The organism is Thiocapsa marina 5811 (assembly GCF_000223985.1).
Taxonomy (GTDB): Bacteria; Pseudomonadota; Gammaproteobacteria; order Chromatiales; family Chromatiaceae; genus Thiocapsa; species Thiocapsa marina.
In genome coordinates this window covers 30,284-42,916 of record NZ_AFWV01000009.1, presented here as the reverse complement: position 1 = coordinate 42,916, position 12,633 = coordinate 30,284, and the positions used below count along the sequence as shown (strand labels likewise).

13 protein-coding genes are annotated in these 12,633 nt (G+C 64.3%); 5 read left to right on the top strand and 8 right to left on the bottom strand.

Features of this window, described 5'->3' with window-relative positions; genetic code table 11:
• Positions 1-243 precede the first annotated feature (243 nt).
• From THIMADRAFT_RS26675 to THIMADRAFT_RS13795, 8 genes are all read right to left on the bottom strand, one after another.
• A complete protein-coding gene (locus THIMADRAFT_RS26675; protein WP_007193678.1) occupies positions 244-456 on the bottom strand; it encodes a hypothetical protein in 213 nt (70 codons plus the stop codon).
• Positions 453-977, bottom strand: coding sequence for a zeta toxin family protein (locus tag THIMADRAFT_RS13825; RefSeq protein WP_007193677.1), 525 nt, complete (start codon positions 975-977; stop codon positions 453-455). The genes THIMADRAFT_RS26675 and THIMADRAFT_RS13825 overlap by 4 nt, the downstream gene beginning before the upstream one ends.
• The gene (locus THIMADRAFT_RS13820) at positions 974-2,134 is read right to left on the bottom strand and encodes a restriction endonuclease subunit S (protein ID WP_007193676.1); all 1,161 of its coding nucleotides are present in this window, start codon (positions 2,132-2,134) and stop codon (positions 974-976) included. The genes THIMADRAFT_RS13825 and THIMADRAFT_RS13820 overlap by 4 nt, the downstream gene beginning before the upstream one ends.
• 211 nt (positions 2,135-2,345) lie before the next feature.
• Positions 2,346-4,526, bottom strand: coding sequence for a type I restriction-modification system subunit M (locus THIMADRAFT_RS13815; RefSeq protein WP_007193675.1), 2,181 nt, complete (start codon positions 4,524-4,526; stop codon positions 2,346-2,348).
• Positions 4,523-4,744 (bottom strand): hypothetical protein, encoded by a 222-nt coding sequence (locus THIMADRAFT_RS13810; RefSeq protein ID WP_007193674.1) that lies wholly within the window; start codon positions 4,742-4,744, stop codon positions 4,523-4,525. The genes THIMADRAFT_RS13815 and THIMADRAFT_RS13810 overlap by 4 nt, the downstream gene beginning before the upstream one ends.
• 377 nt (positions 4,745-5,121) lie before the next feature.
• Entirely contained in the window at positions 5,122-5,349 is a 228-nt protein-coding gene (gene relB / locus THIMADRAFT_RS13805) for a type II toxin-antitoxin system RelB family antitoxin (protein ID WP_007193673.1), read from the bottom strand.
• 44 nt (positions 5,350-5,393) lie between these two features.
• On the bottom strand, positions 5,394-6,002 hold the full coding sequence (locus THIMADRAFT_RS13800; protein WP_007193672.1) for a tyrosine-type recombinase/integrase: 609 nt from the start codon (positions 6,000-6,002) through the stop codon (positions 5,394-5,396).
• 63 nt (positions 6,003-6,065) lie between these two features.
• A complete protein-coding gene (locus THIMADRAFT_RS13795) occupies positions 6,066-6,695 on the bottom strand; it encodes an Arm DNA-binding domain-containing protein (protein ID WP_007193671.1) in 630 nt (209 codons plus the stop codon).
• 249 nt (positions 6,696-6,944) lie between these two features.
• Here THIMADRAFT_RS13795 and THIMADRAFT_RS13790 point away from each other — a divergent pair, with 249 nt between their 5' ends.
• From THIMADRAFT_RS13790 to THIMADRAFT_RS13770, 5 genes are all read left to right on the top strand, one after another.
• Entirely contained in the window at positions 6,945-8,162 is a 1,218-nt protein-coding gene (locus tag THIMADRAFT_RS13790) for an efflux RND transporter periplasmic adaptor subunit (protein ID WP_007193670.1), read from the top strand.
• Positions 8,163-8,185: 23 nt separating this feature from the next.
• A complete protein-coding gene (locus THIMADRAFT_RS13785) occupies positions 8,186-8,914 on the top strand; it encodes an ABC transporter ATP-binding protein (protein ID WP_007193669.1) in 729 nt (242 codons plus the stop codon).
• Positions 8,915-9,080: 166 nt separating this feature from the next.
• Positions 9,081-10,241 (top strand): ABC transporter permease, encoded by a 1,161-nt coding sequence (locus tag THIMADRAFT_RS13780; protein WP_007193668.1) that lies wholly within the window; start codon positions 9,081-9,083, stop codon positions 10,239-10,241.
• An 18-nt stretch (positions 10,242-10,259) separates the two neighbouring features.
• The gene (locus THIMADRAFT_RS13775; RefSeq protein ID WP_007193667.1) at positions 10,260-10,898 is read left to right on the top strand and encodes a hypothetical protein; all 639 of its coding nucleotides are present in this window, start codon (positions 10,260-10,262) and stop codon (positions 10,896-10,898) included.
• A gap of 221 nt (positions 10,899-11,119) precedes the next feature.
• On the top strand, positions 11,120-12,601 hold the full coding sequence (locus THIMADRAFT_RS13770; RefSeq protein ID WP_007193666.1) for a transposase: 1,482 nt from the start codon (positions 11,120-11,122) through the stop codon (positions 12,599-12,601).
• The last annotated feature ends 32 nt before the right edge of the window (positions 12,602-12,633 follow it).

The window sequence follows — 12,633 nt, the reverse complement described above, 5'->3', positions numbered from 1 at the left end:
TTCCAGTGGATACGTCCTTTAGACGACTGGCCAGCAAGGGCGTAAGTCACCATCGCGGGTTGGCTCACTGATATGGCTCAATCTTGGCTCATTCCATGCCGGCTAGGGTCCACGAATTTTCCGCAAAGACAGTCGCTTATGATGGAGTTTTACCGCCCTTGGCGCGCCTTGGCGGTTCTTTTCCCGTGATTTCCGGCTGCGCCGAGCCAAAGGTATCGCTTCTTTCACCGATGGCTTAACGCCTCAGCCTGAGCCTTCCGTGCCGGAAGCCGCCTGATCTCGGCGGGTCACGGGGCATTCGATGATTCGCCCGGCACGGCTGATGATCAATGGCGTGCCAGTCCGGGCCGCGATCTCCCTTGCCCGTTGCGCGGCCCGGACGAGCGCGCGCGGCGTGGCCTGCATGTCGTCATCCGGCAGATTGGATACCGGCGTGGGATGTTCAGGCTTGCTCATGGAGTCTTCCCCTCGGCTAACAGGAGTGGCGATTCGCCGCCGTTGTCGAACAATTGCCAGAAATCGACGCGCTGACGGTAAACCTGCTGGAAGTGATCAAGGCCGGACGCGAAGCGTCGTCGGATGGTATCAGCCGGGACATCGTGGCCACCCTGACGCACGCGCACGGCCACTCGGGCGACGGCCTCTTCCGCCGAGGCCAGCGACAGAAAAATGAGCTTCACCACATAGCCATCGGCACGCCAGCGGTCGATCATGGCGGCATAGGTCAACCCGGACAGCGTGCTCTCGAAGGCGAAGCTGTGCCCGTTAGCGACGTGGCGGCGGATCTCCTCCAACATCAGCCGTCCGGCGCGGAACGCCGCCGCTTCCGGGCGGAACGGGGACAGGCCGGCGGCGATGAGGTCGGCGTTCACGAAGACCGGACAGTTGGCCTCATTGGGCAGCAGCTCGCGGGCGAAGGTCGTCTTGCCCGCGCCATTGGGGCCGGCGATGATGACGATCTTCTTCTGAGGCGTCATACGGCGATCTCGCCGCTCATGAGGCGGGGGAGGAGGATGTCCCGAGCCTGATTTAACCTGACATTCATTGTGTGAAGCGTTCTAATCTGCCTCAAAAGCTCCGCCGTTTGCTCCCCAAAATCTCTAAGCAGAGACAAGGATGGCATCACAACCGGTAGCGCCTTGAATTTACTTTTGCTGATCTCCTTATAGGTAGCGCCACCCGCATGAGAGCGAATCTCATCGACCCGGTGCATCAAATTGTGCAGCAGGTACATTTGCGAAAAAGGTTCGTTCGGGACAACGCTAATGAATCCCTGATTCGTGCAAGCTGCCTTGTCGATCAGTCCGAAGAATCCCACGGACGCTCGACTAGTCATCATGATTGTGTTGGGCGGTAGCATCTTCGCGGACGAGTGCTTCAGGCCCGCCTCGGTGATCTTTTTTTCGCTGTCTAGCAGTGCGAGACACGGATTCCGAGTGATGTCAGTCGGCGTTACCCAGATGATATCGCCATCGTCCCAATACTCGGATTTCGTGGTTGATGGGGTTCCTCCTCCGACAGTTTGGCAGACTTCATTGAATGACTTCCGCTCCCACCCTTCCGGCAAGCCGTCAATGATGCGAGTGTGCTCATGGCCAGGAAAGCGCAGCCGGACGAACCACTCTCGGTAGAGCTGCCGTGCCGCCTCCTCCAGCAGCGCCATCCGCCGGCGGTTGTTTTCGATCAGGTCGTCGTAGGCGCAGAGGATCGAAGCAATTGACTCCTGCACATCCAATGGCGGAACCTTGATCGGCAGAGCGTGAATATGGTTGCGATTCAGTGTTGGGTTGGAGTTGCCAACATCGAACCGCTTGAAATCGATGGTGTGCAGGAAATAGTAAACGAAACGCGGAATGTTTCCTCGAAGATCACGACTCCATAACGTCGTGTCGTGTGGCCAATAATCCTGCGCTGAATAGTGAACCGATCCGAGGGTACCTTTTCTTCCGATAACAACCCCTGGTCCCTGAGCTTTCGCTTCATTGTGGAAACTTGTTATACCGGAAGAAGAGATTACGGGAATATTGCCAGAGTGTTGCTGGGCTTTTGTGATGTCGTACCCGCGCTGGAAGAACACCAAATCTTGAAGCGTCGCGTCTCGCCAACGGCAGCTTGTAGCTAGGCTTACGTTCACACCCCCAACTCCTCAAAATTCGCCTGAATCCGCGCCGTCGACGGGGCGAATGAATTCGCCCCTACAGGGTTTGCCTGAATTCGCGCCGTCAGATCCGCGGTCTCACGGCTCGGATCGATCGGCCCGATCTGGATGCCGCACGGCATCATTGTAGGGGCGAATTTATTCGCCCCGTCGCCAATCGCGGGACTCTGGGCGAATGAATTCGCCCCTACAGGATTTCATCGAAATTTGCCTGAATCCTTGCCGCCAGTTCGGCCGCCTCACGATTCAGATCGGCCAACTCGACATGGATATCACGCAAGGTCTGCTCGAAGTCGAAGTCCTCGTCCTCCTCGGGCGGGGCGACGCCAACATAGCGGCCGGGTGTCAGGCTCCAGTCGGCGGCCTCGATCTCGGCGCGGGTGACGGCCTTGCACAGACCCGGCACGGCGACGAATTCGGCCTCGGGGAAGCGTTCCTGGAGCCAGAGGATCTGACGGTGAAAATAGACCGCAAGCTTGATCTGCTCGACGGCGGTCTTGCGCTCGGCGTCGAGCGGCTTGAGGCGGCGTGACAGGGCCTTGGCGTAGCGGGCGAATGAATTCGCCCCTACAAGCTCCAATGAATTCGCCCCTACAGGCTCGTCGCGAGCGAGATCCTGAGCCAGTTGCGCCGCGCGGGCGGCGAGCTTGTAGAGCAGGTCGATCTGTTTGACCAGGCCCTTGATGCGCTCGGCCAGCGGGGCGAAGGTGTGCCGGGTGGCGTGCTGATCCGCGTTGCTGGCGAGCGGTGTCTTGGCTGTCATCGCGGCGAAGGTCGCCAAGGCGTCGATCAAGGACGCGCGGTCAGTCTCGTAGGCGCTCTCGGCCTCGGTCAACTCGGCCAGTGCATCGGTCAGCGGTTGCCGTTGCGCCTCCTCGATGTCCGCGAGGGCGCCGATGCCATCGGCGAAGGTCTTGAGCCCGTCCTCGATCTCGACGAGCCGTTCCTCGAACGCGAGCACGGTCTCCTCGATCAGGGCGATCTCGTCGCGGATGCGCTCGACATAACCCGCGACCAGATCCAGGAAGCGTTGCCGCTGGCCCCGGTAGAGCCAGGCAATGGCGGTCAGATTGGCGAGCTGCTCCGGGCTGAAGTCGTAGATCTTGCGCGTCACCTTCCGATAGACGTTGCGCGCGTCGATCATCAGTACCTGGTCGCGGCGCTCCTCCGGTTTGCCCCGGTCCAGGTGCCACAACTCGCAGGGGACGGTGCGGGTGTAGAAGAAGTTGGAGCGGATCGCGATCATCACGTCCACGTCGCCAGTCTCGACCAGCTTGCGGCGTACCAACGCCTCCCCATGGCCGCCACTGGACGCCTGGGAGGACATGACGAACCCGGCCCGGCCCGTTTCGTTCAGGTAGCTCCAGAAATAGGAGATCCAGAGATAGTTGCCGTTGGAGACGGTCTCCTTCTTGGTCTGCTTGTTCTTCGTGGTGCCTGGAAGCCCGAAGGGGAGACGGCGATCACCCGAGACGCGGGAGGCATCGACCATGTCCACGTTGAAGGGCGGATTGGCCATGACGAAGTCGCAGTTCCCCCAGATCGGCTTCCCTTCCTTGAGATGATGGACATCCTCGTAGAAGGTGTTGGCCTCGCGGATGTCACCCTCCAGACCATGCACGGCGAGATTCATCTTGGCCAGCCGGATGGTGGTGCCGGTCTTCTCCTGACCGTAGAAGGTCACCCGATGGCTGGTGTCCCCGCCGCGATCCTCAATGAAGTGGCTGGACTGCACGAACATGCCGCCCGAGCCGCAGGCGGGGTCGAAGACGATGCCATGATCGGGCTCGATGACATTGACGATGGTCTGCACCAGGGAGGGCGGCGTGAAGAACTCGCCGCTGTCCTGCGCGCCCTGGATGGCGAACTTCATCAGGAAGTATTCGTAGATGCGCCCGAAGACGTCACCCGAGGCGGTGCGCAGGGCTTCGCTGTCGAAGATGCGCAGCAGGTTTTCGAGCAGATCGGGGTCGAAGCCCTCGTAGTCATTGGGGAGTTGACCGGCGAGCGGCGCGAATTCGGCCTCGATGGCCTTCATGGCCCCGACCAGCGCCGCGCCGAGGTTGGCGTCCTTCGGCCGTTCGAGCAGAGCGTCGAACCGCGCCTCCGGGGGCAGCAGCATCGCCCGCCGCTTGAGAAAATCGGCCTTGACCAGTGGGCGCCTGGGCATCCGGCCCGCCGCCTGATCGGCCTCGATGGCGGCGCGGGCCGCTTCGTAGCGATTGAAGGCGTGTCGCAGAAAGATGATGCCGAGCACCGGCATCACATATTCGCTGGAGGTCAGTTTGGAGTTGGCGCGGAGCTGATCGGCGGCCTCCCAGAGGCTGGCTTCGACCTGCTCGATGTCTTTGAGGGCATTCCCCGTCATTCTGGATCCTTGGCTTCACGGACATCGAGAGAAGACTCCGTGCGTGCGGGCTGGTTGAAATCGGGAACGGCAAGGCCGTGCGTGCCCGCGTAGTTCAGGACCATCACCTCGATCATCGAGGCCAGGGAGCGATGCTCATGCTCGGCGGCGAGCCTGAGCAGCGCCTTGACCCTGGGGGTGGTGCGAATGGTGAGGACTTCGCTCTTGATGCGCGCCATGCGGTTGCCGGACAGTCACGAAGGTGTTGCCAATGTACTGCCGCGTCGACCGAAGAGTAAACCCGTCGTGCCCGAGTCCATCTGGAACTCGGGGCAGGCAACCACGGCATCCGGCCAGGGCCAGAGACTCCCGACCCTCCGACTCGCAGGAGCGCCGACGAGGCATCGCCCCATGCCCCCGCTGGATTGACCGGGCTCGGAGTCCAATGGGCGCGGGAGGTGCATGTGGCTGTCGCAGAGGCATCCTCGACCTGCTCCGGCGCGTCGTAGGCCGCGATTCCGAGCTTCACCGTCTCGGCATACATCTGCCGCCGTCGCTCGGGGTCCGTACCGCGGAGTCCAGCCCGGCCAGTGTGAGGACCGCTCGCGGGGCGACTTCAACGCGCCAGGTCACGATCCAGGTACTCGTCCAACTCGGCCAACGTCGGCGGCTTGGCTCCGCTCTCGATCTCGCGCAAGGATTCCTCGGTCGCGCGAATGTCCTCCAGGTCCTCCAGGTAAGCCGTCACCGCTTCGCGCAGTAGATCGGACTCCGGGCGCCCGGTCAGTCTCGCCAGGGCGTGCAGGCGAGCCGTAGTGGTCGAGTCAAGGTGGTGGGTGTTCATGGCATGGTTCCCCGTTGGTTGCCGTGAGCTGCGGGCTGTGGTCGTCATCCTCGGGACTGCAACGCGGCATCGCCCGGCTGCTCGGTCGGCCTGTCGGTGTTCGGGCGCAGTGTCACGACATCGCCCCTGGTGCCGCTGGCGAGCCCTTCTAAGGCGTCGGCGACGCGCTGCACATGCGGGGCCAGATCGTCGGCGTCGAAGTCGATGTGGCCGTCGTGTGCATCGCGTCGGTCGACTACATGATTCGTCAGGCGCCGCACGGCTGCACTCGGCACGCCGATCGACTCGCCGACCGAGATGAAGGTCCGGCGCAGATCGTGAGGGGACCACTCGACGCCCGACTCGGCGGTATGCCGGCCGGAAACGCCGCTGCTTGGATACCCCATCGAAGCAACCTCGCCTGTCCGTTTGACGGCGGGAAAGACCCATTCGGTCTGTCGTTCGAGATCCTTTAAGGCATCGACGGCTTGCCGCGCCAGCGGGAGGGTGACGGTCTGCCGCCCTTTAGGGTCGTGCAACGTCACTCGGCCTCGGTCCAGGTCAACGTCGCACCAGTGAAGCCCGGTGGCCTCGCTGATGCGCAGCCCGGTGAAGAACAGCAGGGTGAACAGTGCGCGCTCTCGCGGGCTCGGCCATGCTTGCGTCGTCTCCATCCAGACGGGAGCAGTTTGCCGGTTCAGGCGACGGGTCCGACGCTTCGCCGGGCTCCATTCCTTCTATTTTGCCCATCGCGAGGTCGGCCACGGCTCCAGTTTCAGCGCCGGGAGTTCTTCGCGGGTCCAGTTCCAGACCGCGCGCAGATACCGCGCTTCGACGTCGGCGCGCGTCGGTGCGGTCAGTTTGCGCTCGCGATGCCACTCCACCATGCGCGCGGCATCGAGATCCTTGATCGGTTTGTCTATGAGTGCCGCCAGCCCGAACCCCATCTTGGCGCGCATGTCATCGGCCGTTGACGCCTTCATCGGGAGGGTTCCGCTGGCGCGCGCGGTCAAGTACAGCTCCAAGCATTCGCGCAGGGTCTTGGTCGAGACCTTCACGGCTTTCTTGGTCTCCTTCACGTCCTCGCCGGCCTTGTAGCGTTGGCGCAGCTCCAATGGTTTCGCGCGTGCCGCTTCGGGCGTCTTGAAATCTTCGGCAGCGCCCAACGTCTCCATGCGCTGCGAGGTCTTGCCCTTGGCGTCCGTGAAGCACAGGCGCAGCACATAGGACTTGTTGCCGGTCGGGTAGACGCGCAGACCTAGATTCGGGATCGCCTCGTCCCAAACGATATACTTGGTCGCTTGCGGCTTGATGCGGGAGACCAGTTCCTTGGTCAGGTTTCTGCGGTTCTCGGCGATGCGCGGCATGATGACTGTCCCTCTTGACTTTTCCTGGATCCTTTCAGGGTCCTTTCAGGACCGGAAATACCCTCTGAGGACAGGATAGGACAGGTGGACTCGAAAAGCGAAAAATCCTTTAGAATCAGAGCGCGAGAAAGAACTTTTGGGTATCTCCTGGTCCTTTCGGACCGCGCCTAAAAGAGACTTAAAATCCCTCGACTTCGGTCATGCGGGTTCGATTCCCGCCCCGGGCACCATCCTCCTTCGGACAGACGCATGTCGGCGCAAGACCCCCTCAAAGAGCTTCACATCGACCGGGCCGACCGTGAGGGCGGCGGTGGCCGCGGGCTTTGGCTCGTTCTCCTGCTCCTCGTCGTCGGCGCACTCGGCGGCGGCACCTACTATGCGGTCTCCGACAGCCCGACCCCGGTGGATGTCGCGGTCGCGCAGGCGCCGGACGCGGGTCCGACGGCCGTCCTGGACGCGACCGGCTATGTGATCGCGCGACGCCAGGCGACGGTGTCGAGCAAGATCTCGGGCAAGCTCGCCGAGGTCTTGATCGAAGAGGGCGTCGAGGTCGAAGCGGATCAGGTGCTTGCACGCCTCGACGACACGGACGCGAAGGCGCAGCTCGATCTTGCGCGGGCACGGCTGGCCGCGGCGCAGGCCAGGCTCGCCGAGATCCAGGTCCAACTGGAACAAGGTCGACGAGGCCTGAAGCGACAGACCGAGCTGCGGTCGCGTCAGTTGGCGTCCGAAGAGGCCCTGGAAACCGCCGAGACGCAGGTCGAGACCCTGGCCGCCCAACTCGAGGCCCAGCGCAGTCAGGTGCGTGTCTCCGAGGCCGAGGTGCAGGTTGCACAGGTCGCCTACGACAACACGGTCGTGCGCGCGCCCTTCGCCGGCATCATCGTGGCGAAGGCCGCTCAGCCCGGCGAGATCGTCTCGCCGATGTCGGCCGGCGGCGGCTTCACCCGCACCGGGATCGGCACCATCGTCGACATGGACTCGCTCGAGATCGAGGTCGACGTCAACGAGGCCTTCATCAACCGGGTCAGCCCCGACCAACCCGTGCAGGCGGTGCTCGATGCCTACCCGGATTGGACGATCCCGGCATCGGTGATCGCGATCATCCCCACGGCGGATCGCAGCAAGGCGACGGTGCGGGTGCGCATCCGGATCGACGCGAAGGATCCGCGCCTGATCCCGGAGATGGGCGTGCGGGTCTCCTTCATGCAGGATGTCGAGGACGGTCCGGTGCAGGCGAGCGAAGGCGTTCTGGTGCCGGCGAGCGCGATTCGCGAGCACGGCGAGGAACGCATCGTCTTCGTGCTGGACGGGGACCATGTGCGCGAACGACAGGTCGTCGCCGGAAGCGAGCTCGGCGATCGACGCCTGGTCGAGCACGGGCTTTCCGCGGGTGAGCGGGTGGTGCGCGATCCGCCGCTCGAGCTGACCGACGGGATGCGCGTCTCCCCGCGCGACGGGGTTTGAAGACGAAGCGCGAGCCCGAGCCGATGCCTGAGACACCCTCGGCGGTACGACCGGACGTACGCGGGCCTTTGGTCGCCATCCGCGGCGTGAGCAAGGTCTACGAGCGCGGTCGACAGCGCATCGAGGTGCTGCATCATGTCGATCTGGATATCCCCGAGGGCGACTTCCTCGCCCTGATGGGGCCGTCCGGGTCGGGCAAGAGCACCCTGCTCAATATGATCGCGGGTCTGGATCTGCCGAGCGAAGGCACCTTGAGCGTCGCCGGGCGCCGGATCGACCGGATGTCCTCGGCCGAGCTGGCGCGCTGGCGGGCGGCCCACGTCGGCTTCGTCTTCCAGTTCTATAACCTGCTGCCGGCACTCTCGGCCCAGAAGAACGTCGAGCTGCCGCTGCTGCTGACGCGGCTTTCGGCGGTGCGGCGTCGACGCAACGCGGCCGTTGCGCTCGACCTGGTCGGGCTTGCGGACCGCGCCTCGCACAAGCCCAGCGAGCTTTCGGGCGGCCAGCAGCAGCGCGTCGCCATCGCCCGGGCGATCGTCTCCGACCCGACGCTCTTGGTGTGCGACGAACCCACGGGCGATCTCGACCGCCACTCGGCCGAGGAGGTACTGATGCTCCTGCAGCGGCTTAATCGCGACTACGGCAAGACCATGATCATGGTCACCCACGATCCCAAGGCGGCCGAGTTCGCGCAGCGGGTCTTGCATCTGGACAAGGGGACTCTGGTGGAGCAGGCGGGAACGTCGGCGTGAACGTCCGGTCTCATGCGAATCCGCCAGCCGCCAGCCGTCCGCCTCCGGCTACGCGCCGCCCGCTGGACGATTCCGAGACCTCAGGCATGTGTCCGTTGACTCGACAAATATTCGGCAAGCGACGCCCGTGCTTCGATAAACCGACCGGCAGGCGGCTCCCCCCGAGATGAAATACCTGCCCCTGCTCTTCGCCGCACTCATGCGCAAGCGGACGCGCACGCTGCTCACCCTGCTCTCGGTGGCCGCAGCCTTCGCACTCTTCGGCATGCTCGATGCGGTGCGGGTCGCCTTCAACGCGCCGCAGAGCGTGATCGGGATCGATCGGCTGATCACCTCCTCGCGTCTGTCGTTGATCCAGCCCCTGCCCTATGCGGATTTGGCGCGCATCGCCTCGACCCCGGGCGTGAAGGCGGTCACCTATGCCAGTTGGTTCGGCGGCATCTACCAAGACCCGAAAAACTTCTTTCCCAACTTTCCGGTGGAGCCCGAGAGCTATCTCGACATGTACCCCGAGCTGGTCCTGCCGGATGTGCAACGTCAGGCCTTCATCAAGACCCGCACGGGCGCCGTCGTCGGACAGAGTCTCGCCGACCTGTTCGGCTGGAAGGTCGGCGACAAGATCCCGTTGCGCCCGACCATCTATCCGCATCGCGACGGCGGAGACGTCTGGACCTTCGACCTGGTCGGCATCTTCAAGGCGGCGCAGCCCGAGCTGCGCGGCTCGGAGAAACAGATGCTCTTCAACCATACCTATTTCGACGAAGGACGCGAGATCGGCCAAGGCACGGTCGGTTGGTATGTCGTGCGGGTCGAGGATCCGGCGCGGGCGGACCAGGTGGCGCAGGCGATCGACGATCAATTCGACAACTCGGCCTTCGAGACCCGCACCCAGAGCGAGCGCGAGTTTCAGCTCTCGTTCGCCAAGCAGATCGGGGACATCGGGCTCATCGTCACGGCCATCATGGCGGCGGTCTTCTTCACGCTCGTGCTGCTCACCGGCAACACCATGGCACAGTCCATCCGCGAGCGAATCCCGGAGCTGGCGGTGCTCAAGACCCTGGGTTTCACCAACCGGGCCGTGCTCGTCCTGGTCTTGAGCGAGGCGCTCGTGATGCTCCTGATCGGCGGTCTGCTCGGTCTGGTACTCGCGTATCTGGCCCTTCCGATCATCGGCGAGGCAAGCTCCGGACAACTGGATGTCGCGCTGCAACCCGCGAGCTGGACGCTGGGGCTCGGTCTGATGCTGGCGATCGGCACCCTGGTCGGACTGCCGCCTGCGCTCAAGGCGATGCGACTGCGCATCGTGGATGCCCTCGCGGGCCGATGAGCGCCGCATGAGATCGGAATGAAACGACGCTCGGTGACCGCCGCACTGACATCGGCTTGGCCGATGATTGCCGCGACTCTCGCCGTCGCGGCCTTCGTCGGGGCTTGGGTCCTCGCCCCCCGTCTCGTCGGCGGTCTTGGGGCCCTGTTCCTCGGCTGGTTGCTCCTGACGCGGACCGGTCGACAGGCCTTGGCGGTCGCACGGGTCGGGTTGAGCACGGTACCGGAGCGTCTCGGCGCGACCTCGGTCGTCGTGGTGGGCATCGCCGGCGTGGTGGGGGTGCTGGTGGCTCTGCAGGCCATGGCGGCGGGCTTCGAGGCGACGCTCACGGGCGCGGGCAGCGACGACACGGCCTTGGTGCTGCGGGCCGCGGCCAACGCCGAACTCTCCTCCGCGCTGGATCGTCCGTCGACGACACTCATCATCCAGGCCCCCGGGATTGCACGCGATGCCGACGGACACCCGATCGCATCGGCCGAGGTCGTCGTGGTGGCCAGCGTCCCCAAACGATCGACGGGGACGGATGCGAACCTCGAGGTCCGCGGGGTCGGTCCTGCCGTCCGGGAGCTGCGTCCGCAGGTGCGGATCATCGCCGGCCGAGGCTTTCGGCCGGGATTGCGCGAGCTGATCGTCGGGCAGGGCGCGTTGCGACAGTGAGCCCTTTGCGCTGTCAGTAAGCTACTGAAGTAACAGGCTGCACCGGGTCGAGGCATTTTCGTTTACCCCGGTTCCGGCCCCGGCATCGACGATCGATCAGTCACTTACGTGCGCGGTTTCGGGCGGTGGGCGAACAGTCACCCCGGCCTCGCGGGGCGTGCAAAGAGGCGGTCGCCAAGGGATCATATCGTTGTCGAGACGATCCTTTGCAGGAGGACCCCATGGCGACCATTGAACCGAGCTTGTTTGACTGGCGGGATGTGGACGCGCGCAGCGATTTGGATCGCTTCTATTTGGCGCGGGATCATCTCCCGGATGCGCGGCTGCTGCAATACCTGGAAGTCATGCGCGGGGCGGGCCGCGACGACTACCCGGTGGCGGCGATGTGGAATGCACTGATCGCCGGGGTGGTCTTCCAGCATCCCTCGGTGGAAGCGCTGCTGCGCGAACTGGGGCGCAACCCGGCGTTGCTGCAGGCGTGCGGCTTTGCGGTCTTGCCGATCCAACGCAAACCCGTCACGCAGTTGGTGCGCGATCCGGCAACCGGACGCCTGCAGGCGGTGCGCGAGGCGCCGGCCGATCCGCAGGCGGCGGTGCCTACCAGTTCGAGCTTCTCGCGTTTTCTGGCCAACGTCGTCGAATTGGAGGAGACGTTGGGGATGGTGACGGGGATGATCGGGATCCTGCGCGAGCAGTTGATGGCGGCGTTGCCGGATTTCGGCTGTCATCTCGGCTATGACGGCAAGGCCATCGAGAGCCACAGTACCGGGCGGACCAGTCGCACCACCGGGACAACCTCCGATCCGGATGCCGATTGGGGCAAGCACGAGAGCGGCGGGATCGATGCGCGCACCGGCAAGGCTTGGAGCAAGGTCAAGAGCTGGTTCGGCTACGGTCTGCACCTGATCGCCGACACCCGCTACGAGATCCCCGTGGCGATGCACCTGACCCCGGCCTCCCACGCCGAGCAGCCCGAACTGCGGGCGATGATCAAGGAGCTGTTCGCCGAGACCCCCGCGTTGGCGCAGCGCTGCGGCGACTTCAGCGCCGATCGCGGTCTGGACAGCGCCGAAACCAAGGCGCTGTTGTGGGATGAGTACGCCATCCGCCCCTTGATCGACACCCGCGAGCTGTGGCGCGAAGAGAAGCAACACCCCGACTACGATCCGTCCAAGCCGATCACGCGCCCCCTCTTCCCCGAGCGGGTCGACACCATCGTGCATACCGAAAAAGGCAGCGTCCACTGCATTTGCCCGCAGACCGGCACGCAGCGCGACTTGGCCTTCCAAGGCTTCGAGGCCGATCGCAACGCCCTGAAATACCGCTGCCCGGCCGCCGCCTATGACCTGGACTGCCAGGGCCGCGACGCCTGTCATCAAGCCGGCGGCGTCTCGCCCGGCGCCTACGGGCGCATCGTGCGGATCCGCCTCGACGAGCACGATCGGCGCAGCTTCGTGCCCACGCCCCACGGCAGCCCGAGTTGGCAGCGCGACTACAACCGGCGCAGCGCCCTGGAACGGATCAACAACCGCATCGACAACAGCTTCGGCTTCGAGCGGCACTTCATTCGGGGGCGGGCGAAGATGACCACCCGCGTCGGCTTGGCCCTGGCGGTCATGATGGCGATGGCCTTGGGGCATGTCCGGCAGGGGCGCATCGAACAGATGCGCTCGTTGGTGCAACCGATTCCCGCGACCGGTTAGCGTTGACCGCTCGGTCCTCCCGGCCAGGCTGC